We start from the raw sequence: 21,275 nt of genomic DNA on the forward strand, positions 1-21,275 counted from the left end.
ACCGGCTGGTCTGGGTACTACGCCACCAACGACGTTTTCGCACAGCAACCCCTTACAGAGTGTTGCAAGGTTGCGAGTATATCGGGCGATAGACGTCGAGACGACCACCCGGTTCCGATTTCGACTGTCAAATTCACGCCTGCCTGTGCTTTTTTTAACAATTTGCTATCGTGCCGAACCTGCCCGGCAGAACCGACTATAAGAGAAGCCTTGCCATGACCACTGCGCCTTTGAGCACAGCGACGCCTGCACACTCCGCCCGTCCGCTGACCCGCAACGATTACAAGACCCTGTCGCTTTCTGCCTTGGGCGGTGCGTTGGAGTTCTACGATTTCATCATTTTCGTGTTCTTTGCCACCGTGGTCGGCAAATTGTTCTTCCCTGCCGAAATGCCTGAGTGGCTGCGCTTGATGCAGACGTTCGGCATCTTCGCCGCCGGCTACCTGGCGCGGCCCTTGGGCGGGATCGTCATGGCACACTTCGGCGACCTGCTGGGGCGCAAGAAGATGTTCACCCTGAGCATTTTCATGATGGCCGTGCCGACCCTGATCATGGGCCTGCTGCCGACCTACGCGCAGATCGGCATGTGGGCGCCCATCCTGCTGTTGCTGATGCGGGTGATCCAGGGAGCAGCCATTGGCGGCGAAGTGCCGGGCGCCTGGGTATTCGTTTCCGAACACGTGCCGGCGCGCCACATCGGCTATGCCTGCGGTACGCTGACCTGCGGCCTGACGGCGGGGATCTTGTTGGGCTCGCTGGTGGCCACGGCCATCAACAGCATCTATACCCCGGTGGAAGTGGCGGACTACGCCTGGCGGATTCCCTTCCTGCTGGGCGGCGTGTTCGGCCTGTTTTCGGTGTACCTGCGCCGCTGGCTCCACGAAACCCCGGTGTTCGCCGAGCTGCAACTGCGCAAGGCCTTGGCCGAAGAGGTGCCGTTGCGGGCGGTACTGCGTGATCATCGCGGCGCGATAACGGTCTCGATGTTGCTGACCTGGTTGCTGTCGGCCGGCATCATCGTGATCATCCTGATGACCCCGACCGTGTTGCAGACCGTGTACCACTTCAGCCCGACCACGGCGTTGCAGGCCAACAGCGTGGCGATCGTGTTCCTCAGCCTGGGCTGCATCGGTGCTGGCGTGCTGGCCGACCGCTTCGGTGCCGGACGGGTCTTCGTGTTTGGCAGTGCGTTGCTGCTGGGCACGTCCTGGAGCTTTTATCACAGCCTGTTCAACCACCCCGACTGGCTGTTCCCGCTCTATGCCTTGAGCGGCCTGCTGGTGGGCATTGTCGGCGCGGTGCCTTACGTCATGGTCAAGGCCTTCCCCGCCGTGGTGCGCTTCAGCGGCCTGTCGTTCTCCTACAACCTGGCCTATGCGATCTTTGGCGGCCTCACCCCGATGGTCGTCACCCTGCTGCTCAAGGAAAGCCCGCTGGGGCCGGCTTACTATGTGGCGGTGATCTGCTGCGTCGGAATTGCGGTGGGGGCGTACCTTTGGAAGAAGGGGCGCTAGGCGGTGCAGTTCAGGAAGGTGTGATTCATTGTGGCGAGGGAGCTTGCTCCCGCTTGAGTGCGTAGCGCTCACAAAAAAGGGGTTGCTGCGCAACCCAGCGGGAGCAAGCTCCCTCGCCACGGGTTCATTTATCCTGAAATGAGCGGGTCTTCGTGTTGACGCTCTCGCCGCGAATCATCCTGCAAAACTCAATGCTGGCCATTCATCCAATTGTCATATTTCAGCCATAGAGTGTTCACACGGCTTACCGATACTTGGCCGACTTAACACACCCTATCTGCTAGGAGTAAGGCATGAAACTGAAGCGTTTGATGGCGGCAATGACTTTTGTCGCTGCTGGCGTTGCGACTGCCAACGCGGTTGCCGCTGTTGACCCTGCGATCCCGAGCTACACCAAGACCACTGGTGTGTCGGGCAACCTGTCCAGCGTCGGCTCCGATACCCTGGCCAACCTGATGACCTTGTGGGCTGAGAACTACAAGAAAGAATACCCGAACGTAAACATCCAGATCCAAGCTGCCGGTTCCTCCACCGCGCCGCCCGCGCTCACCGAAGGCACCTCCAACCTGGGCCCGATGAGCCGCAAGATGAAGGACAACGAGCTGCAGGCCTTCGAGCAGAAGTACGGCTACAAGCCAACCGCCATCCCGGTGGCCGTGGACGCCCTGGCCGTGTTCGTGCACAAGGACAACCCGATCCAGCACCTGACCATGGAACAGGTCGATGCGATCTTCTCGTCCACTCGCCTGTGCGGCGCCAAAGCCGACGTGAAAACCTGGGGCGACTTGGGCGTGACCGGCGACCTGGCCAACAAGCCAGTGCAGCTGTTCGGTCGCAACTCGGTGTCCGGCACCTACGGCTACTTCAAGGAAGAAGCCCTGTGCAAAGGCGACTACAAGCCTAACGTCAACGAACAACCTGGCTCGGCTTCGGTCGTGCAATCGATCAGCTCTTCGCTGAACGGTATCGGTTACTCGGGCATCGGCTACAAGACCGCCAGCGTGAAAACCGTGGCCCTGGCCAAGAAAGGCAGCACCGAGTTCATCGAAGACACCGAAGAAAACGCCCTGAACGGCAAGTACCCGCTGTCGCGTTTCCTCTACGTCTACGTCAACAAGGCGCCGAACAAGCCTCTGGCTCCGCTGGAAGCCGAGTTCGTGAAGCTGGTCCTGTCCAAGCAAGGTCAGGAAGTCGTGGTCAAGGATGGCTACATCCCACTGCCAGCCAAAGTCGCCGCCAAGGCACTGGCTGACCTGGGTCTGTCGGAAGGCGGCAACGTCGCCAAGCAGTAACACCTGAGTCCGGGCCAACGCCCGGACTTTCTGTAGGAGCGGGCTTGCTCGCGAATGCGTTGGACCAGTGGCCTGCGTGTCGAATGTGCCGGTCCCTTCGCGAGCCAGCCCGCTCCCACAGACACCAATTTGCTGTCCGCTGCCGGTTTCCACGGGCGGCGGATTTGTTGCGTCACTGCATTGTCATCTTTCTGTCATACAGGATCGCTAGGGTGTGCGCATGAATGATCTGGCCAATTCCACAATGACTACGACTTCCCCTCCCAAGCGCATTGACTTCAATACGCCTGAGCTGCAACGCAAGCGCCGCATTCGTGCGCTCAAGGATCGCCTGACCCGTTGGTACGTGCTGATCGGCGGGCTCGCCGTACTGGGCGCCATTACCCTGATCTTCTTTTTCCTGGCCTACGTCGTGCTGCCCCTGTTCCAGGGTGCGGACCTGACCGCCAAAGACCGCATCAGCCCGGCCTGGATGCAAGACGCCGGCAAGCCGTTGATGCTCGCCATCGAAGAGCAGAACCAGGTCGCCATGCGGGTTTCCGACAAGGGCCAGGCGCTGTTTTTCGACGTCGACAGTGGCGCCGAACTGCGTCGTATCGACCTGCCGATCCCGGCCGGTACCCGTGTAAGCTCCATTGGCGAAGACCAACCCGGCAGCCCGCTGGTGGTCATCGGTCTGTCCAACGGCCAGGCCCTGGTGTTCCGTCACACCTATAAGGTCAGCTACCCCGACGGCAAGAAAACCATCTCGCCCGCCATCGAATACCCTTATGGCGAAACGCCGATTGCGTTGAACGAGCAAGGCGAGGCCCTGGAGCACGTCAGCCTCAACGCCACCGAGTCGACCCTGCTGCTGGCGGGTTCCAGCGGTGCCCACTTGCAGGTCCTGTCGCTCACCAGCGAAGAAAACATGATGACGGGCGAAGTCACCCATGAGCAGACGCGTATCGATCTGCCGCAGATGACTGAGCCGGTGAAGAACATCTTCGTCGATCCACGCCAGCAGTGGCTGTACGTGGTCAACGGTCGCGCCCAGGCCGACGTGTTCAGCCTGCGGGACAAGAGCCTCAACGGTCGCTACAAGCTGCTGGAAGACGGCGAAGCCCAGGTCACTGCCGCCACTCAACTGGTGGGCGGCATCTCGCTGATCGTCGGCGACTCCAAGGGTGGCTTGTCCCAGTGGTTCATGGCCCGCGATGCCGACGGTGAGCAACGCCTGAAACACATTCGCAGCTTCCAGATGGGCACCACACCGATCGTCGAAATCACCGCCGAAGAACGGCGCAAAGGTTTCGTCGCCCTCGACGCCGCCGGCCAGCTCGGCGTGTTCCACAGCACCGCCCACCGCACATTGCTGGTGGATCAGGTGGTCGATGGCCAGGGTGTGTTCGGCATGTCGCCACGGGCCAATCGGCTGATCGTCGAGCAGGGCGGCAAGCTGCAACCGTTGCTGCTGGATAACCCGCACCCGGAAGTCTCGTGGAGTGCGTTGTGGGGCAAGGTCTGGTACGAGAACTACGACGAGCCTAAATACGTCTGGCAATCGACCGCCGCCAACACCGACTTCGAACCCAAGCTGAGCCTGTCGCCGCTGACCTTCGGCACCTTGAAGGCCGCCTTCTACGCGATGCTGCTGGCCGCGCCGCTGGCCGTGGCCGCGGCGATCTACACCGCCTACTTCATGGCCCCGGGCATGCGCCGCAAGGTCAAGCCGGTGATCGAGCTGATGGAAGCGATGCCGACGGTGATCCTCGGTTTCTTCGCCGGCCTGTTCCTTGCGCCTTATGTCGAGGGGCACCTGCCGGGCATCTTCAGTCTGTTGATGCTGCTGCCGATCGGCATCCTGGTGGCCGGCTTCGTCTTCAGTCGCCTGCCGGAGTCCATTCGCCTGAGGATCCCGGACGGTTGGGAAAGCGCCCTGCTGATCCCGGTGATCCTGTTCGTGGGCTGGCTCTCGCTGTACATGAGCCCGTACATGGAAGCGTGGTTCTTCGGCGGTGACATGCGCATGTGGATCTCCCACGACCTGGGCATCACCTACGACCAGCGCAACGCCCTGGTGGTGGGCCTGGCCATGGGCTTTGCGGTGATCCCGAATATCTACTCCATCGCCGAAGACGCGGTGTTCAGCGTGCCACGCGGCCTGACCCTGGGCTCCCTGGCCCTGGGCGCCACGCCGTGGCAGACCATGACCCGCGTGGTGATCCTCACCGCCAGCCCGGGCATCTTCTCGGCGCTGATGATCGGCATGGGCCGGGCCGTGGGCGAGACCATGATCGTGCTGATGGCCACCGGTAACACGCCGGTCATGGAAATGAACCTGTTCGAAGGCCTGCGCACCCTGGCGGCCAACGTGGCGGTGGAAATGCCCGAATCGGAAGTCGGTGGCAGCCATTACCGCGTGCTGTTCCTCTCGGCGCTGGTGTTGCTGCTGTTCACGTTTGTCATGAACACCCTCGCCGAGCTGATTCGTCAGCGTCTGCGCAAGAAATATTCGTCGCTTTAAGAAAGGTAGAAGTCTGTGAAACAGCACTCCCTGAAAGGATGGTTCAAGAGCGGCGCCCCAGGCGTCTGGATCAGCGGTGGCGCGGTGTCCATCGCGGTGATCATGACCATTGGCCTGCTGGCAGTGATTGCCGTGCGCGGCCTGGGCCATTTCTGGCCGGCGGACCTGATCCACGCCAACTACACCGTGCCGGGCATGCCCGCGCACCTGGTGGTGGGCGAAGTGGTGCAAAAGGAAGAAGTGCCACGCGAGCGCCTTAAAAGCGCCGGCCTGCCGGTGCCCGACGAAGGCCCCGAGTTCATGACCCGCGAGCTGATCAAGGTCGGCAACCGGGATCTGAACGGCAATGATTTCACGTGGATCGTCGGCGATTGGCTGACCGACCAGACCACGCCGCCAGAGCTGATGGCGATCGAGCGCCGTGAATGGGGCAACTTCTACGGCTACCTGGTCAACGTCAAGGAAGACGGCAAGGTCGTGGCCGAGGGCGAAGCCGCCTGGCCGCAGTTGCAGGCGCGCATCCAGCGGGTCAATCAACTGGCCGCCGAGCTCAAGACCCTGGAAAAAACCGACATCGGCGCGATCAACGCCGGCCTGGAGCGCATTCGCCTGCACGGTCGCAAACTGGAGCTGGACGGCAAGCTCGACGCCGCCGCCCAGGCGGACATGGCCAGCGAACGCGCCGAACTCGATGCCCGCTACAAGGACGTCGAGGCGCGCCTGACCGACCTGCATGCCCAGTTCAACCGCGACAGCCTGACCGCTCGCGATGCCAACGGCAAGGAAGTGGAAATCGGCCTGGGCAAGGTAGTGCACGCCTACCAGCCGAACGGCATGGGCACGTTCACCAAGCTGGGTTTCTATTTCAGCAAAGTCTGGGAATTCCTCAGCGATGACCCCCGCGAGGCGAACACCGAGGGCGGGATCTTCCCGGCGATCTTCGGCACCATCATGATGACCCTGATCATGGCGATGATCGTCACACCGTTCGGCGTGCTGGCAGCGGTTTACCTGCGCGAATACGCCAAGCAGAACACCCTGACCCGGGTGATCCGGATCGCGGTCAACAACCTGGCGGGTGTCCCGGCCATCGTCTACGGCGTGTTCGGCCTGGGCTTCTTCGTCTACGTGCTGGGCGGCTCGCTCGACCGGCTGTTCTTCCCCGAAGCCTTGCCGGCGCCGACCTTCGGCACGCCGGGCCTGCTCTGGGCGTCCCTGACCCTGGCGCTGCTGGCGGTGCCGGTGGTGATCGTCGCCACCGAAGAAGGCCTGGCGCGGATCCCGCGTACCGTGCGCGAAGGCTCCCTGGCCCTCGGTGCGACCAAGGCCGAGACCTTGTGGAAAATCGTCCTGCCCATGGCCAGCCCGGCGATGATGACCGGCATGATCCTCGCCGTGGCCCGTGCCGCCGGTGAAGTGGCGCCGTTGATGCTGGTGGGCGTGGTGAAACTGGCCCCGTCGCTGCCGCTGGACGGCAACTACCCGTACCTGCACTTGGACCAGAAGATCATGCACCTGGGCTTTCATATCTATGACGTCGGCTTTCAGAGCCCGAACGTCGAAGCGGCGCGGCCGCTGGTATACGCCACGGCGCTGCTGCTGGTGCTGGTGATCGCCACGCTCAACCTGTCGGCGGTGTGGATCCGTAACCACCTGCGCGAGAAGTACAAGGCGTTGGACAGTTGATTACACATTGATCTTCTGTGGGAGCGAGCCTGCTCGCGATGGCATCACCTCGGTTCAAAGCCAAACCGAGTCGCCTGAATCGCGAGCAGGCTCGCTCCCACACATACACCGATCGGCATGGCCACTGAGCCGCCGACCGAACCGAATTTGTTAGCACAGGGAGCCTCCCATGCAACACGAAGCACACGCACACGGCATCAACATGTCAGCCCTGGGCCGCGACAAGCAAAGCCTGGACCTGGCCCAGGAAACCGTCGCCATCGAAGTGCCCGGCCTGAACCTGTTCTACGGCGAGAAGCAGGCGCTGTACGACGTCAGCCTGAATATCCCGAAACAGCGCGTCACCGCGTTCATCGGCCCGTCGGGCTGCGGCAAGTCGACCTTGCTGCGCACCTTCAACCGCATGAACGACCTGGTGGACGGTTGCCGCGTCGAAGGCGAAATCAACCTCTACGGCAACAACATCTACCGCAAGGGCGAGGACGTGGCCGAGCTGCGTCGTCGCGTGGGCATGGTGTTCCAGAAGCCCAACCCGTTCCCCAAGACCATCTATGAGAACGTGGTCTACGGCCTGCGCATCCAGGGCATCAACAAGAAGCGCATCCTCGATGAGGCCGTGGAGTGGGCGCTCAAGGGCGCGGCGCTGTGGGACGAGGTCAAGGACCGCCTGCATGACTCGGCCCTGGGCCTGTCCGGCGGCCAGCAACAGCGTCTGGTGATTGCCCGTACCATCGCCGTGGAGCCGGAAGTGTTGCTGCTCGACGAACCTTGCTCGGCCCTGGACCCGATCTCGACGCTGAAGGTCGAAGAGCTGATCTACGAGCTCAAGTCCAAGTTCACCATCGTCATCGTGACCCACAACATGCAACAGGCGGCGCGGGTTTCCGACTACACCGCGTTCATGTACATGGGCAAACTGGTGGAATTTGGCGATACCGATACTCTGTTCACCAATCCGGCCAAGAAGCAGACCGAAGACTACATTACGGGCCGCTATGGCTAGCGGCAGCTGCGAGCCGCGAGCTTCAAGCGGCAAGTAAAAGCAGTTCAGCGTAACGACACACATTGGCTTGCAGCTTGAAGCTTGCAGCTCACAGCTTTTGCGGAGCAAAACCATGATTTCGAAGGAAGGCCTTACCCACCACATTTCCGCACAGTTCAACGCCGAGCTGGAGGAAGTGCGCAGTCATCTGCTGGCCATGGGCGGGCTGGTGGAAAAGCAGGTCAACGACGCGGTGACCGCGCTGATCGAGGCCGACTCCGGCCTGGCCCAGCAGGTGCGTGAAATCGATGACCAGATCAACCAGATGGAACGCAACATCGACGAGGAATGCCTGCGGATCCTGGCCCGTCGTCAACCGGCTGCTTCCGACCTGCGCCTGATCATCAGCATCTCCAAGTCGGTAATCGACCTTGAACGGATTGGCGACGAAGCCACCAAGATCGCCCGTCGTGCCATCCAGTTGTGCGAAGAAGGCGAAGCCCCGCGCGGTTATGTCGAAGTGCGCCACATTGGCGACCAGGTGCGCAACATGGTCCGCGATGCGCTGGATGCCTTTGCCCGTTTCGACGCCGACCTGGCGCTGTCGGTGGCCCAGTACGACAAGATCATCGACCGCGAATACAAGACCGCCCTGCGCGAGCTCGCAACCTACATGATGGAAGACCCGCGCTCGATCTCCCGGGTGCTGAGCATCATCTGGGTCCTGCGTTCCCTGGAGCGAATCGGCGATCATGCGCGCAACATCTCCGAACTTGTGATCTATCTCGTGCGCGGTACCGATGTACGACACATGGGCCTCAAGCGCATGAAGGAAGAAGTTGAGGGCACCCCGTCCGAAACCGCTAATGTTCCCGGCGAAACGGACGATAAGTAAGATTGCCAAGAAAAGCGCCCGGCCTTTTGGCCGGGCTTTTTTTTGGATTTTTTTTAATCGAAGCAGCACCCGCGAACGAAAAGTCCCGGCGTGACTGAAGGTTTTTTTGGCAATGTGCCATCAGTAAAAGCGGTATGCTTGCCGGGATTTTTTAGAGGTGTATCTGGATGAGTAAGGTCAGTGTATTGGTCGTGGACGATGCGTCGTTCATTCGTGACCTGGTTAAAAAGTGTCTGCGCAACTACTTCCCGGGCGTGCGCATCGAAGACGCGGTGAACGGCAAGAAAGCCCAGGCGCTGCTGGCCCGCGAGGCATTTGACCTGGTGCTGTGCGACTGGGAAATGCCGGAAATGTCCGGCCTGGAACTGCTGACCTGGTGCCGTCAGCAGGAGAACCTCAAGGGCATGCCGTTCGTCATGGTCACCAGCCGTGGCGACAAGGAAAACGTGGTCCAGGCGATCCAGGCCGGGGTTTCCGGCTACGTCAGCAAACCGTTCACCAACGAGCAGCTGCTGACCAAGGTCAAGCAGGTCCTGCACAAGGTCGGCAAGCTCGACAAGATAATGAGCGCACCGACCAAAGCGACCTCGGCGTTCGGCAATGACTCCCTCAGCGCCCTGACGGGTGGCAAGGCGGCCCAGGTCGTGACAACGCCCGCTGCGGCGCCGGCGGCTGCCGCTGCTGCGGCCCCGGCGCGTGGCTTGCTCAACAGCCCGCCGGTCAAGGCGCCTTCCGCCGCACCGACCGGCAGCCGTGGCCAAGGCCAACTGCGCCTGTCCAGCGGCATCCAGCTGTGCGTGATCAAGGCCCTGACCCTCAAGGAATCGCTGTTGCTGGTCAAGCGCACCGATACCCTGCCGCAAGTGCTCGAAAGCGCGGTGCTGGACATGGAGCAGGGCGACAACGCCGAAACCGCTCGTCTGAACGGTTACCTGCACGCTATCGTCGCCCATGAACAGTCGCCAGACAGCGAATGGTTGCAGCTGACGTTCCGCTTCGTCGACAAAGACCCGCAGAAACTCGACTACATTTCCCGCCTCATCGCCCGCGGTACCGCGCAGAAGCACTTCGTACCGGGCGCCTGATCCGGCGGCGCCTGTCAGGCCGCCATCGCGAGCAGGCTCGCTCCCACACTGGATCTGCTGTGAACACACATTTTGTGAGCACCAGGAATCCCTGTGGGAGCGAGCCTGCTCGCGATAGGGCCATTGGATTCAACAACGATTGTTGATCCATTTTTGAAACATCTGTCGACTACGCGGGTCCATCCCAGCTGCTAGGCTGCTGTGCAGGCCTTCCCTCTTCGACAGAACCTTTGCCTATGCTCGCGCCCCTGTTGTTCGCCTGCGGTCTTGTCCTGGCCTCGTCGTCGGCCATGGCCATGACCATCTACAAATCCACCGATGCCAATGGCGTGGTGTCCTACAGTGACCGCCCGAGCAGGGGCGCCCAGATGTTCGTGTTTCGCGATCGCATGGTCGAGCGGCTGGAACGGCAAGTGTTTCTCGATGTTCGCCAACAGAAAGACGCGGACGCGGTGTACGTGCGCAATGATTTGTACGCGCCCGTGGAGGTCGAGTTGAGTTTCCTCGGCGTGCGTAACGTCAACGGGGCGCCGGACCAGCCGATCCGGCGGGTGCTGCCGGCACGCAGCAACCTGCGCCTGGCCTTGCTCACGGCGGCTCGGCCGGGACAACCGTTGGTGTATACCACGAGCCTGCAATATTCCCTGGGCGACCCCACCGGCGCGACGCAGGCCTATCAATATCCCTTTCCATGGCGCGGCGGGCCGTTCCGGCTGAGCCAGGGGGCCAACGGCCAATACAGCCATTACGGCCCGAAAAACCGCTACGCCATGGACATCGCCATGCCGGTAGGCACGCCGATCGTCGCGGCGCGTGGTGGTGTGGTGATCAAGACCGAAAACAACCAGACCGGCCGTGGCGAGGACCCCTCGGGCAACTTCGTGCGGGTGTTGCACGATGACGGGACCATGGGCGTCTACCTGCACCTGAAGAAAGGTTCGGTCAGCGTGCGGGAAGGTCAACGGGTCGTGGTGGGTTCGCCGTTGGCGCTGTCAGGCAACACCGGCAACAGCTCCGGCCCGCACCTGCACTTCGTGGTGCAGCGCAATACCGGGCTGGGGCTGGTGTCGATTCCCTACCAGTTCAACCAGCCGGTCGGCGAGTTGCCCAACTTTGCGGTGGGTAAGCAATAGCATAGGCGCTTCTGTGGCAAAGGGATTGGGCCAAGACCTGTGGGAGCAAAGCTTGCTCGCGACAGCGGCAGCACATTCAACATCTCAACTGACTGCCCCACCGCCATCGCGAGCAAGCTTTGCTCCCACAGATTTGCCACAGGTTCGCCGCAGGCTTGCCAGAAAGCGGGTTGATGCTCAATCGAGCATCAACACCTTCGCCAGGATGATCTTCGGCCCTTTCATCTTCTTGATGATGATCCGCAAACCCTCGACCTCCAGCACTTCTTCCTCTTCCGGCACGCGCTTGAGGGTTTCATAGACCAACCCGGCCAGGGTTTCGGCCTCGATGTGGTCCAGGTCGATCCCCAGCAGGCGTTCCACCTTGAACAGCGGGGTGTCGCCACGCACCAGCAGCTTGCCTGGCTGGTAGGCCAGGATGCCGCGTTCGGCCTTGCGGTGTTCGTCCTGGATGTCGCCCACCAGCACTTCCAGCACGTCTTCCATGGTCAGGTAGCCGATGATGTTGCCGTCGGCTTCCTCGACCACGGCGAAGTGCGAGCCGCCCTTGCGGAACTGCTCCAGCAACTGCGACAGCGGCATGTGCCGCGACACGCGCTCCAGCGGCCGGGTCAGCTCGGCCAGGTTGAACGACTCGGGAATGTGGTCCAGGGCGGCCAGTTCCAGCAACAGGTCCTTGATGTGCAGCAGGCCGACGAACTCCTGGCGCTCGCTGTCGTACACCGGATAACGGCTGAACTTGTGGCGACGGAACAGCGCCAGGATTTCCTTGAGCGGCGCGTTGAACTCCAGCGTCACCAGGTCTTCCCGGGAGTTGGCCCAGTCGACCACTTCCAGCTCACCCATTTCCACGGCCGAGGCCAGCACGCGCATGCCCTGGTCGCTCGGGTCCTGGCCACGGCTGGAGTGCAGGATCAGCTTGAGTTCTTCACGGCTGTAATGGTGCTCGTGATGCGGGCCGGGTTCGCCCTGGCCGGCGATGCGCAGGATGGCGTTGGCGCTGGCGTTGAGCAGGTAGATCGCCGGGTACATCAGCCAGTAGAACAGGTACAGCGGCACGGCGGTCCACAGCGACAGCAGCTCGGGCTTGCGGATCGCCCAGGATTTGGGTGCCAGCTCACCGACCACGATGTGCAGGTACGAAATCACGAAGAACGCTGTGAAGAACGAGATGCCCTTGATCAGCTCCGGCGATTGCACGCCGACCGCTTCCAGCAGCGGCTCGAGGAGGTGGGCAAATGCCGGCTCGCCGACCCAGCCCAGGCCCAGGGAGGCAAGGGTGATGCCCAGCTGGCAGGCCGACAGGTACGCGTCGAGCTGACTGTGGACGGTGCGCAGGATGTGCCCGCGCCAGCCGTTCTGCTCGGCGATGGCCTCGACCCGGGTCGAGCGTAGTTTGACCATGGCAAATTCGGCCGCAACGAAAAAGCCGTTGAGCAGAACCAGGATCAGAGCGAAAAGAATCATGCCGAATTCGGCGAAGAGTGTTGCCAGGGACAAGCCAGGGGAAGGGTCCATGATGGAGTTTTGCGGGTTCCGTAGAGTCGTGAAAGTTTAAAATGAGCGCCTGAAAATGCAGGCGCAAGTCAGCCAATGTAGCGGCTGACTTGGCGGTTGCCTAGGGGGGGAGGCCCGTCGGTGTCAATCGGCGCGGCTGGTCAGGCGCGCTCGCACCACCTGTGCAGGGGCGAAATGGCAGGTAAACGTGCTGCCGTGGCCGGGGACGCTGCTGATTTCCATGCGCCCACGATGCCGCAGCAGAACATGTTTGACGATCGCCAGGCCCAGCCCGGTGCCGCCGGTGTTGGAGTTGCGACTGGAGTCGACGCGGTAGAACCGTTCGGTCAGGCGCGGCAGGTGCTTGCTGTCGATGCCAATGCCCGAGTCCCGCACGCTCAGGTGCGCGCCTTGTTCATCGCCCCACCAGCGCACATGGATCCGGCCTTGTTCCGGCGTGTACTTGACCGCGTTGAACACCAGGTTGGAAAACGCACTGCGCAGTTCCGCCTCGCTGCCCTTGAGCTGCACGCTTGCGTCGGCTTCCAGGGTAATGGCCTGCTGCTTGGGGCCCGACAGCTCCTGGGCATCCTCGGTAATGGTTTGCAACAAATCCTCGATGGCCACGGGATGGTTGTCCGACGGGTAATCGGTGGCCTCCAGCTTCGCCAGCAACAGCAAGTCGTTGAGCAGGGTCTGCATGCGCCCGCTTTGCTGGTGCATCTGCTGCAAGGCCCGGCTCCAGCGCGGATTCACTTCCTCGACGTTGTCGAGCAAGGTCTCCAGGTAGCCGCAGATCACCGTCAACGGCGTGCGCAGCTCGTGGGACACGTTGGCGATGAAGTCTTTGCGCATCTGTTCCAGTTGATGGATGCGCGTCACGTCGCGCACCAGCATCAAGTGTTCGTTGTTGCCATAGCGCGTGATGTACAGCTGGATGCGCAGCCGGTCATTGGTGGGCGAAGGAATTTCCAGCGGCTCGGCGTAACTGCCTTGTTCGAAATATTCCTTGAAGCGCGGATGGCGCACCAGGTTGGTCACCGGCTGGCCGCTGTCCTGCGGAGTCTTGAGGCCCAGCAGGGTTTCGGCCGCGCGGTTCCACCATTCCAGGTTGCCGTCGCTGTCGAGCATGATCACCGCGTCTTTCAGTGCGGCGGTGGATTCCTGGACCCGATCGATCACCGCTTGCAGGCGCCCGCGTACCCGTTGGTCGCGTCGTTGCAGGTGGTAGATGCTGTCGAACACCTCGCCCCACAGGCCATAGCCATCGGGCGGGGCTTCGTCGGGCTGGTGCAGGCGCAGCCACTCATGCAGGCGCAGCAGTTGCTTGAGGGTCCAGGCCAGGTAAAGTCCCAGGCCTGCGGCGAGGCTCCAGCCGTAATAGCCACTGATCAGGCCGATCAGCAGACAGCCGGTCACCAGCAACAACATGTGGCGAATCAGGGTGCCATGCCAGTTTTGATTCACGTGACGCGCGTCCTTGTCAGCTTGTCGGGCGGTAAGGGCTCGGATCAGGCCTTGGTCGAAAAACGATAACCGGTGCCGCGCACGGTTTGTACCAGATTTTCATAGGCGTCGCCGAGGGCCTTGCGCAAGCGGCGGATGTGCACATCCACAGTACGCTCCTCGACGTAGACGTTGCCGCCCCAGACCTGGTCCAGCAACTGCCCACGGGTGTAGGCACGTTCCTGGTGGGTCATGAAGAATTGCAGCAGGCGGTATTCGGTCGGTCCCATTTCGGCGGGCTTGCCATCGATGGTGACGCGGTGACTGATGGGGTCCAGCAGCAGGCCACCGACTTCGATAGGCGCTTCGCCATCGGTCGGCCCGGCGCGTCGCAGCACGGCCTTGAGGCGCGCCACCAGCTCGCGGGGGGAGAACGGCTTGGTGATGTAGTCGTCGGCGCCGACCTCCAGGCCCTGGATCTTGTTGTCCTCTTCGCCCTTGGCGGTGAGCATGATGATCGGAATATCACCGGTCAGCTCATCGCGTTTGAGGCGTCGCGCCAGTTCGATGCCAGACGTGCCGGGTAGCATCCAGTCCAGCAGGATCAGGTCGGGCTTGCGGTCGACGATGATGGCATGGGCCTGTTGGGAGTTTTCTGCTTCCATGCAGTCATAGCCGGCCATCTCCAACGCCACGGCGATCATCTCGCGGATGGGCGCCTCGTCGTCGACGATCAGAATGCTCCTGCCAACCATGGGGTAATCCTCTTGTCATTTAACTGTCTTGCGCCGCATTAGATAACGGAATTATTGCAGTCGTGTGACAGTTATTTCGCCAGCCTGCGGTGCAGCGGATCCTGGGCTAAGCTTTCTAGTCCGAATCCTGACAACCACAAAAGAAGGTTTCCATGACTTACCTCACTCAATCCATCAAGGCGCTGGCGGTTACGACGGTCCTGGCGTTCCCGGCACTGGCGTTTGCGGCTGAACCGGCGATGGAAAAAGACGGCATGCTCACCGATCACAGTGGCATGACGTTATACACGTTCGATAAAGACCAAGGCGCCAAGTCGATGTGCAATGACACCTGCGCGACCAAGTGGCCGCCGCTCATGGCCAAGGGCGACGACAAGTCCATGGGCGACTGGACGGTGATCACCCGTGACGACGGTACGAAGCAGTGGGCCTACGACGGCAAGCCGCTGTACACCTTCGCTGCGGACAAGGCGGGGGAAAAGAAAGGCGATGGCATAGGTGGCGTCTGGCACGTTGCCAAGTCTGACTGACCGTTTCTGTTGAAATGCTTTTGTGGCGAGAGAGCTTGCTCCCGTTGGGTCGGTCCGGTGCCTTGGGCGGCGACCCTATAAGCTTGGGGCCGCTGCGCGGCCCAGCGGGAGCAAGCTCCCTCGCCACAGGTCAGCGCAACGCATAATCCAGCACGATGCCGACGAATATTGCCAACCCGGCCCAATGGTTGTGCAGGAATGCCTTGAAGCAGCGCATCCGATCCTTGCCGCGGGTGTACCAGAACTCCCAGGCAAAGCACGCGGCAGCGGCCACCAGCCCCAGGTGGAACCAGCCGCCCAGCTGGAACTTCGACCCGGCCAGCAGCAGGCACCCGAGGGCCAGGCCCTGCAACGTCAGGATGATTACGCGATCGGCGTCGCCAAACAGGATGGCGGTCGACTTCACGCCGATCTTCAGGTCATCGTCCCGGTCGGTCATGGCGTAATAGGTGTCGTAGCCCACCGTCCACAGCAGGTTGGCGATGTACAACAACCAGGCGGCGGCCGGCAGGTGACCGGTCTCGGCGGTGAACGCCATCGGCATGCCCCAGGAGAACGCCGCCCCCAGCACCACTTGCGGGTAATAGGTGTAGCGCTTCATGAACGGGTAGGTGCACGCCAGCGCCAGCCCGCCGAGGGACAGCGCAATGGTCATCGCGTTGGTGCACAGCACCAGCAGGAAACTGATGCTCATCAGCACGGCGAAAAACACCAAGGCTTCTTTCGAGCGGATCTTTCCACTGGCCAGCGGACGTTGTTCGGTGCGCTTGACGTGGCCATCGACCTTGCGGTCGGCCCAGTCATTGATCACGCAACCCCCGGCGCGGGTCAGTATCACGCCGAGGACGAAGATCACCACGTTGGCGATGGACGGCGAGCCTTCGCCGGCGATCCACAGCGCCCACAACGTCGGCCACAGCAGCAGGTAGATGCCGATGGGCTTGTCCATGCGGGTCAGTTGCACGAAGTCCCAGGCCCTTGGGTTCAGGCGATTCAAGGATTTGAGCAATTGCACGTACATCAGCAAGTCTCCGAATAGGCGCGGGCGACGGTCCACAGCGACGGCAGGAAGATTTCCGCCACCAGCACACTCAACGCACCCCGGTCGAAGCGCGAGCGACGCCCCCACAGCTTGCTGGCGCGCACAGCGGCCGGCAGCCACGGCTCGGGGTAATGACAGACCTCGATGGCCCGCCGCTGGAACGCCTGGTCGCAAAAGAGCAGTTCTCCCAGGGAGCGGCTGCCCAGTCGGTCCATGTGCAGCCCATCGTCCTGCAGCGCGCTACGCGCCGCCACGCTGCGGGCGAACACCCAAGGCTGGTCGTGGCCCCGCAGGTACACCTCACGCACCCAGCCCTCGCTGCCTTCGGCCAGGTCCAGGGCCGCACATTCGTCGGCGCGCAGAGGCTGCCAGCCTTCGAACAATGGCGTCACGCTGAAATGGTCGTTCGACAAGTGCGTCAGCCGTCGGGTCAGGGAGCCTTCGTCGAACAGCCAGTCGAGCACACAGGCATCGGGGCGAGGCGACAGCAGGTGCTGTGGCCGCCACTGGAGTGTAGGAAATATCGAATTTGTATGCGGCACAGCGGTCTTGATTGGCAGCAAATGAGGCCGCGAGCTTAACATGTCGCTCGGTGATTTGACTGGCTTGGACAGCCTCGCACCGATCCTGCTTGCATCGGCGACGGCCGATCAGTACAAAACGCCAACGTTTGCCGGCCGACCTGCGTCGACCCGACCCCGCCGGCAATGGCCTGACACCCTGAGGAAGTCTTGAATGAAGAAGTGGCAATGTATCGTCTGCGGCCTGATCTACAACGAAGCTGACGGCTGGCCGGACGATGGCATCGCACCCGGCACGCGCTGGGAAGATGTACCGGCAGACTGGCTGTGCCCCGATTGTGGCGTCGGCAAGATGGATTTCGAAATGATCGAGATCAACTGATCATTCCCTGCATGGAGAGCAACATGAGCACACCTGTCGTCATCATCGGTACCGGGCTGGCCGGTTATAACCTGGCCCGGGAGTTTCGCAAGCTCGACAGCGAGACGCCGTTGCTGCTGATCACGGCGGATGACGGCCGTTCATATTCCAAGCCGATGCTCTCCACCGGCTTTGGCAAGAACAAGGATGCCGACGGCCTGAGCATGGCCGAACCGGGGGCCATGGCTGAGCAATTGAAGGCGGAAATACGCACCCACACTCGCGTCAGCGGCATCGATCCGGGGCACAAGCGGTTGTGGATCGGCGAAGAGGCGGTGAACTACCGCGACCTGATCCTGGCCTGGGGCGCGGAAACCGTGCGGGTGCCGGTGCAGGGCGACGCCTCGGAGCTGATTTTCCCGATCAACGACCTGGAAGACTACGCACGCTTTCGCGCCGCGGCCGTCGGCAAGCGCCGGGTGCTGCTGCTCGGCGCCGGCCTGATCGGCTGCGAGTTCGCCAACGACCTGAGCCTGGGTGGCTACGAAGTGCAACTGGTGGCGCCGTGCGAGCAAGTCATGCCGACGCTGCTGCACCCGGCCGCCGCTGCAGCGGTCCAGGCCGGGCTGGAAAGCCTCGGTGCGCGCTTCCACTTGGGGCCTGTGCTCAACCGCTTGCAGAAGGTGGCCGATGGATTGGAAGCCCACCTGTCCGATGGCCAAGTGATTGCCTGCGAGCTGGTCGTCTCCGCCATCGGCCTGCGCCCGCGTATCGACCTGGCGGCAGCGGCCGGCCTGGTGGTCAATCGCGGCGTGGTGGTCGATCGTCACCTGAAGACGTCCCACGCCAATATCTATGCCTTGGGCGACTGCGCCGAGGTCGATGGCTTGAACCTGTTGTACGTGATGCCGCTGATGAGCTGCGCCCGAGCCCTGGCCCAGACCCTGGCCGGCCAGCCGACGGCGGTCAGCTACGGTGCGATGCCGATTACCGTCAAAACCCCGGTCTGCCCATTGGTGGTGTCGCCGCCACCGCGAGACCGCGAAGGCGTGTGGAGCGTCGAGGGGCAGGGCGGTGATATCAAGGCCCTGTGCCGTGATGCCCAGGGGCACCTGTTGGGCTATGCCCTGACCGGCACGGCGGTGATGGAAAAACTGGCGCTGAACAAGGAACTACCGGCCCTGTTGGCGTAAATACTGGTCGTTCTGTCGCAAAAACCCTACTTTTGGTCCCACAAAGGTCGCCCGGACACTGGCGCGGTTTTCGGCACCGTGCCATCCTCACTCCCGTCTGCCGCAGAGTAGAGCCTGCGGCGCCTTAGGGTTTGTTCCGAAGAGAACAGCCTGGACATAACAACAAAAAAACCGTCAAAGGGGCTTCATTCATGCGTAAACCAGAACTCGCCGCCGCCATCGCGGAAAAAGCAGACCTCACCAAAGAGCAAGCCAACCGCGTGCTAAACGCCGTCCTCGAAGAAATCACCGGCGCCCTGCACCGCAAGGACAGCGTCACCCTGGTGGGCTTCGGCACTTTCTTACAACGCCATCGCGGCGCGCGCACCGGCAAGAATCCGCAGACCGGTGAGCCGGTAAAGATCAAGGCCAGCAACACCGTTGCGTTCAAGCCAGGCAAGAACCTGAAGGACTGCGTCAACCCATAATTGCTGCAAGTACCTCGACCCGAGGGAAGCAAAGCAGCAATCGAAAGGGCATATCGATGGGATCGGTATGCCCTTTTTTATGCTCGCGATGGCGTCCGTTCAATCCGCAGCAGTCTTCGGCCCTGCCAGCGTCTTCAAGGCCGCCACGCGCTCATCGGCGGGCAGTTTGCCCAGGGTCTGCACCGCCGCATAAAACCCGACCCAGTCACCGCCCTCGCGCTTGAACAGCGCTGCGAACGCCGGCACCCACTGGTCATACAGGCCGAAGGGCAATAACCGCGCATTGTTCAGCGGCGCATAGACCCATGCATCGTAGCGTTTGTCGCCCGCCCATTGGGTATCGCGCAATTGCACGTAGTCGGCACGCATCTGTTCGAAGGCCTGGGCCTTTAGCGCGCGCATTTGTGCCGCGGGCAGGGCTTGGGCGTAGAGCTTTTCCAGGCGCTGACGGGTGTCGAGGACCAATTGGGTAAATTGTTCGCGCTGCCGCACCTGCTGGCCGTTATCCGGCGCCAGGCCACGACTGGCCCGCCATTGGCGGGTGCCTTCCTGTTCGACGAAGGTGGCGAAGGACTCGTTGAATGAAGTGTCGTCCTTCAGATAGAACCGCTGGTGCGCCAGTTCATGGAAGATCAGCGTCGCCAGGCGTTCGTCGCCCCAATGCATCATGGAACTGAGGATCGGGTCGTTGAACCAGCCCAGTGTCGAATAGGCCTCTACGCCGCCAATCGACACATCCATGCCCTGCAAACGCTGCAACGCCGCCTCGCCACGGGCGGCGCCCTGGCTGTAGTAGCCGCGATACGCCACGCAACCGGCAATTGGAAAACAGTGGTTGTGCGGCGCCAGGGAAAACTCGGGGGTGGCAAAGACATTCCAGACCACGAACGGTCGGCCAATGTCTGCATACAGACGATAGCTTTGGTTGTCGGGCAGGTGCAGCTGCGAACTGGCGAACGCCCGTGCTTCGCGGGCCTGGGCCAGGTGCGCGCGCAGTTTCGGTTCGCGGGCCGGGTCGGCGATGACTTGGTCGATCGGTTCGCGGGCCTGCAACAACCTCAGCTGACCGCCGACGAGCTGGCTGTAATAGCGGGCGCTGGAGCAACCGTTCAGTAACAAAAGCAGCAGGGCTGGAAACAAAATCCGGAAAGTACGGTCGAGTAACCGATGGCTTGATTGCGGCCTGATCAATTGGAATCACCCTGGGAAGTCTGCCCACAAGACTATCTCGCCTGCCCGGAGCTTCGCTATGCGCGTATTGATGCTGACGAGTGGCCTGTTGCTGCTGACCGGCTGTGCCGGTTTGCCTGACCCCGATCCTTCCCAGGCGTGGATCGACCTGGGAACGCGCCAGGACACCGCGCTGCAAGCGCTGGAGGTTGATGACAAGACCTCTGCCGACCACCGTTACTTTCAAGTGCAACCCGGCAGCCATGAACTGACGGTGCGTTATCAGTTTGCCGTGGCGCCCGGCAACATCGGCCCGGATGCCGAACCGTTGTGGCGCGATTGCCGGTTGAACGTGAAATTCAAGGATTTCAACGCCGGCCAGCGTTACCAGTTGCAGGCCGGCAGTATCGGTTTCCGGCCATGGGCCAAGCTGTACGACCAGCAACACAAAGTGGTGGGCCAAGGAATGCCGGCGGGCTGCCAGCAGATCTGATCGGCGCTATGCTCAGCGACTGATGCCGGGAGTTTCGCCATGGATGTTCGCCTTCTGTTACCGATCGTGCTCTGTATGAGCGGCTGCGCAACGAGCCCGCTGCCCCCAGTGGATGCGAACAAGGCGTGGATCGACTTCGCGACCTCGGCACCGGGCGGCAAGGTATTGATGGCTGAACGCCTGGACGGTCGACGCGTCGCGGACGGGCGGTTCTTCCAGGTCGCACCGGGCAGCCATGAGCTGGAGGTGCGTTTCGATTTCGAAGTGTACAGCGGCGGCGGGTTGGGCATGCAGGCCGAGCCGCAAGAGCGGCTGTGCTACCTGATCGTGCGCTACGACCATTTCGAAGCAGGCCAGCGTTATCGCCTGGAGGCACGCAGCCTGGCGTTCAGCCCCAGTGCACGGCTCTACAACGCCAAGCGGGAGATCGTCGCCGAGGACCGGCAGGCCAACTGCCTCTAGCGATCATTCTTCTGGTAGATGATCTTGCGGGTACCGTTGTCGCAGCTCCCTACCACCATGTTCTGGTCGTGAACTTCGTCGTTGGTGACAATCTCCAGGGTATAGGACGACACACCTTGGGCCTGGATCTTGGCTTCGATCTCCGCCTTGAGTTCTTCGCAAGGCTTGGGTGCCGCGAGGGTTGTTGTCGCCAATGTGCAGCCGATGATAACCAGGGCAAATCGTTTCATGCTCGACGTCCTCAA

General features: G+C 61.9%; 21 protein-coding genes. 14 read left to right on the top strand and 7 right to left on the bottom strand.

Going from position 1 to position 21,275, the window contains the following annotated elements:
* Positions 1 to 215: 215 nt before the first annotated feature.
* From ACODSJ_RS01090 to ACODSJ_RS01125, 8 genes are all read left to right on the top strand, one after another.
* Complete coding sequence (locus tag ACODSJ_RS01090; protein WP_489099964.1) at positions 216 to 1,514, top strand: MFS transporter; 1,299 nt, start codon at positions 216 to 218, stop codon at positions 1,512 to 1,514.
* Between the two features lie 293 nt (positions 1,515 to 1,807).
* A complete protein-coding gene (locus ACODSJ_RS01095; protein WP_489099965.1) occupies positions 1,808 to 2,806 on the top strand; it encodes a phosphate ABC transporter substrate-binding protein PstS in 999 nt (332 codons plus the stop codon).
* 472 nt (positions 2,807 to 3,278) lie between these two features.
* Positions 3,279 to 5,312 (top strand): ABC transporter permease subunit, encoded by a 2,034-nt coding sequence (locus ACODSJ_RS01100; RefSeq protein ID WP_489100003.1) that lies wholly within the window; start codon positions 3,279 to 3,281, stop codon positions 5,310 to 5,312.
* 15 nt (positions 5,313 to 5,327) lie between these two features.
* Positions 5,328 to 6,998, top strand: coding sequence for a phosphate ABC transporter permease PstA (gene pstA, locus ACODSJ_RS01105; RefSeq protein WP_489099966.1), 1,671 nt, complete (start codon positions 5,328 to 5,330; stop codon positions 6,996 to 6,998).
* A gap of 169 nt (positions 6,999 to 7,167) precedes the next feature.
* Complete coding sequence (gene pstB / locus ACODSJ_RS01110; RefSeq protein ID WP_489099967.1) at positions 7,168 to 8,001, top strand: phosphate ABC transporter ATP-binding protein PstB; 834 nt, start codon at positions 7,168 to 7,170, stop codon at positions 7,999 to 8,001.
* A 112-nt stretch (positions 8,002 to 8,113) separates the two neighbouring features.
* On the top strand, positions 8,114 to 8,875 hold the full coding sequence (gene phoU, locus ACODSJ_RS01115) for a phosphate signaling complex protein PhoU (protein ID WP_030139132.1): 762 nt from the start codon (positions 8,114 to 8,116) through the stop codon (positions 8,873 to 8,875).
* Between the two features lie 167 nt (positions 8,876 to 9,042).
* Positions 9,043 to 9,960 carry a response regulator gene (locus tag ACODSJ_RS01120; RefSeq protein ID WP_489099968.1) on the top strand — a complete coding sequence of 306 codons (918 nt, stop codon included), beginning with the start codon at positions 9,043 to 9,045 and terminating at the stop codon, positions 9,958 to 9,960.
* A 236-nt stretch (positions 9,961 to 10,196) separates the two neighbouring features.
* The gene (locus ACODSJ_RS01125; RefSeq protein WP_489099969.1) at positions 10,197 to 11,093 is read left to right on the top strand and encodes a peptidoglycan DD-metalloendopeptidase family protein; all 897 of its coding nucleotides are present in this window, start codon (positions 10,197 to 10,199) and stop codon (positions 11,091 to 11,093) included.
* A 177-nt stretch (positions 11,094 to 11,270) separates the two neighbouring features.
* On the opposite strand, the gene ACODSJ_RS01130 is transcribed toward ACODSJ_RS01125, so the two are convergent.
* From ACODSJ_RS01130 to phoB, 3 genes are all read right to left on the bottom strand, one after another.
* The gene (locus tag ACODSJ_RS01130) at positions 11,271 to 12,611 is read right to left on the bottom strand and encodes a hemolysin family protein (protein ID WP_489099970.1); all 1,341 of its coding nucleotides are present in this window, start codon (positions 12,609 to 12,611) and stop codon (positions 11,271 to 11,273) included.
* A 123-nt stretch (positions 12,612 to 12,734) separates the two neighbouring features.
* Positions 12,735 to 14,021 carry a phosphate regulon sensor histidine kinase PhoR gene (gene phoR / locus ACODSJ_RS01135; RefSeq protein WP_489100004.1) on the bottom strand — a complete coding sequence of 429 codons (1,287 nt, stop codon included), beginning with the start codon at positions 14,019 to 14,021 and terminating at the stop codon, positions 12,735 to 12,737.
* 80 nt (positions 14,022 to 14,101) lie between these two features.
* Entirely contained in the window at positions 14,102 to 14,791 is a 690-nt protein-coding gene (gene phoB, locus ACODSJ_RS01140; RefSeq protein WP_003177195.1) for a phosphate regulon transcriptional regulator PhoB, read from the bottom strand.
* Positions 14,792 to 14,943: 152 nt separating this feature from the next.
* Between phoB and ACODSJ_RS01145 the strand changes: the two genes are divergently transcribed.
* Positions 14,944 to 15,321, top strand: a complete 378-nt coding sequence (locus ACODSJ_RS01145) for a COG4315 family predicted lipoprotein (protein ID WP_489099971.1) — start codon at positions 14,944 to 14,946, stop codon at positions 15,319 to 15,321.
* Between the two features lie 130 nt (positions 15,322 to 15,451).
* Here ACODSJ_RS01145 and ubiA read toward each other — a convergent pair whose 3' ends face one another.
* Positions 15,452 to 16,342, bottom strand: a complete 891-nt coding sequence (gene ubiA / locus ACODSJ_RS01150; RefSeq protein WP_489099972.1) for a 4-hydroxybenzoate octaprenyltransferase — start codon at positions 16,340 to 16,342, stop codon at positions 15,452 to 15,454.
* A complete protein-coding gene (locus ACODSJ_RS01155; RefSeq protein WP_489099973.1) occupies positions 16,342 to 16,905 on the bottom strand; it encodes a chorismate--pyruvate lyase family protein in 564 nt (187 codons plus the stop codon). Before ACODSJ_RS01155 ends, ubiA begins: the two co-directional genes overlap by 1 nt.
* A gap of 193 nt (positions 16,906 to 17,098) precedes the next feature.
* Between ACODSJ_RS01155 and ACODSJ_RS01160 the strand changes: the two genes are divergently transcribed.
* From ACODSJ_RS01160 to ACODSJ_RS01170, 3 genes are all read left to right on the top strand, one after another.
* On the top strand, positions 17,099 to 17,266 hold the full coding sequence (locus ACODSJ_RS01160; RefSeq protein WP_003177199.1) for a rubredoxin: 168 nt from the start codon (positions 17,099 to 17,101) through the stop codon (positions 17,264 to 17,266).
* A gap of 23 nt (positions 17,267 to 17,289) precedes the next feature.
* Entirely contained in the window at positions 17,290 to 18,438 is a 1,149-nt protein-coding gene (locus ACODSJ_RS01165) for an NAD(P)/FAD-dependent oxidoreductase (RefSeq protein WP_489099974.1), read from the top strand.
* A 191-nt stretch (positions 18,439 to 18,629) separates the two neighbouring features.
* The gene (locus tag ACODSJ_RS01170; protein WP_489099975.1) at positions 18,630 to 18,905 is read left to right on the top strand and encodes an HU family DNA-binding protein; all 276 of its coding nucleotides are present in this window, start codon (positions 18,630 to 18,632) and stop codon (positions 18,903 to 18,905) included.
* 99 nt (positions 18,906 to 19,004) lie between these two features.
* Here the strand turns inward: ACODSJ_RS01170 and ACODSJ_RS01175 are convergent, their stop codons facing one another.
* Positions 19,005 to 20,096, bottom strand: a complete 1,092-nt coding sequence (locus ACODSJ_RS01175) for an aminopeptidase (protein ID WP_489099976.1) — start codon at positions 20,094 to 20,096, stop codon at positions 19,005 to 19,007.
* 58 nt (positions 20,097 to 20,154) lie between these two features.
* Between ACODSJ_RS01175 and ACODSJ_RS01180 the strand changes: the two genes are divergently transcribed.
* Positions 20,155 to 20,568 (top strand): PA0061/PA0062 family lipoprotein, encoded by a 414-nt coding sequence (locus ACODSJ_RS01180; RefSeq protein ID WP_489099977.1) that lies wholly within the window; start codon positions 20,155 to 20,157, stop codon positions 20,566 to 20,568.
* 39 nt (positions 20,569 to 20,607) lie between these two features.
* Positions 20,608 to 21,030, top strand: a complete 423-nt coding sequence (locus ACODSJ_RS01185; RefSeq protein ID WP_489099978.1) for a PA0061/PA0062 family lipoprotein — start codon at positions 20,608 to 20,610, stop codon at positions 21,028 to 21,030.
* On the opposite strand, the gene ACODSJ_RS01190 is transcribed toward ACODSJ_RS01185, so the two are convergent.
* Positions 21,027 to 21,260, bottom strand: coding sequence for a DUF1161 domain-containing protein (locus ACODSJ_RS01190; protein WP_489099979.1), 234 nt, complete (start codon positions 21,258 to 21,260; stop codon positions 21,027 to 21,029). The genes ACODSJ_RS01185 and ACODSJ_RS01190 overlap by 4 nt on opposite strands.
* Positions 21,261 to 21,275: the final 15 nt, after the last annotated feature.

Source organism: Pseudomonas sp. FG6, from assembly GCF_057809015.1.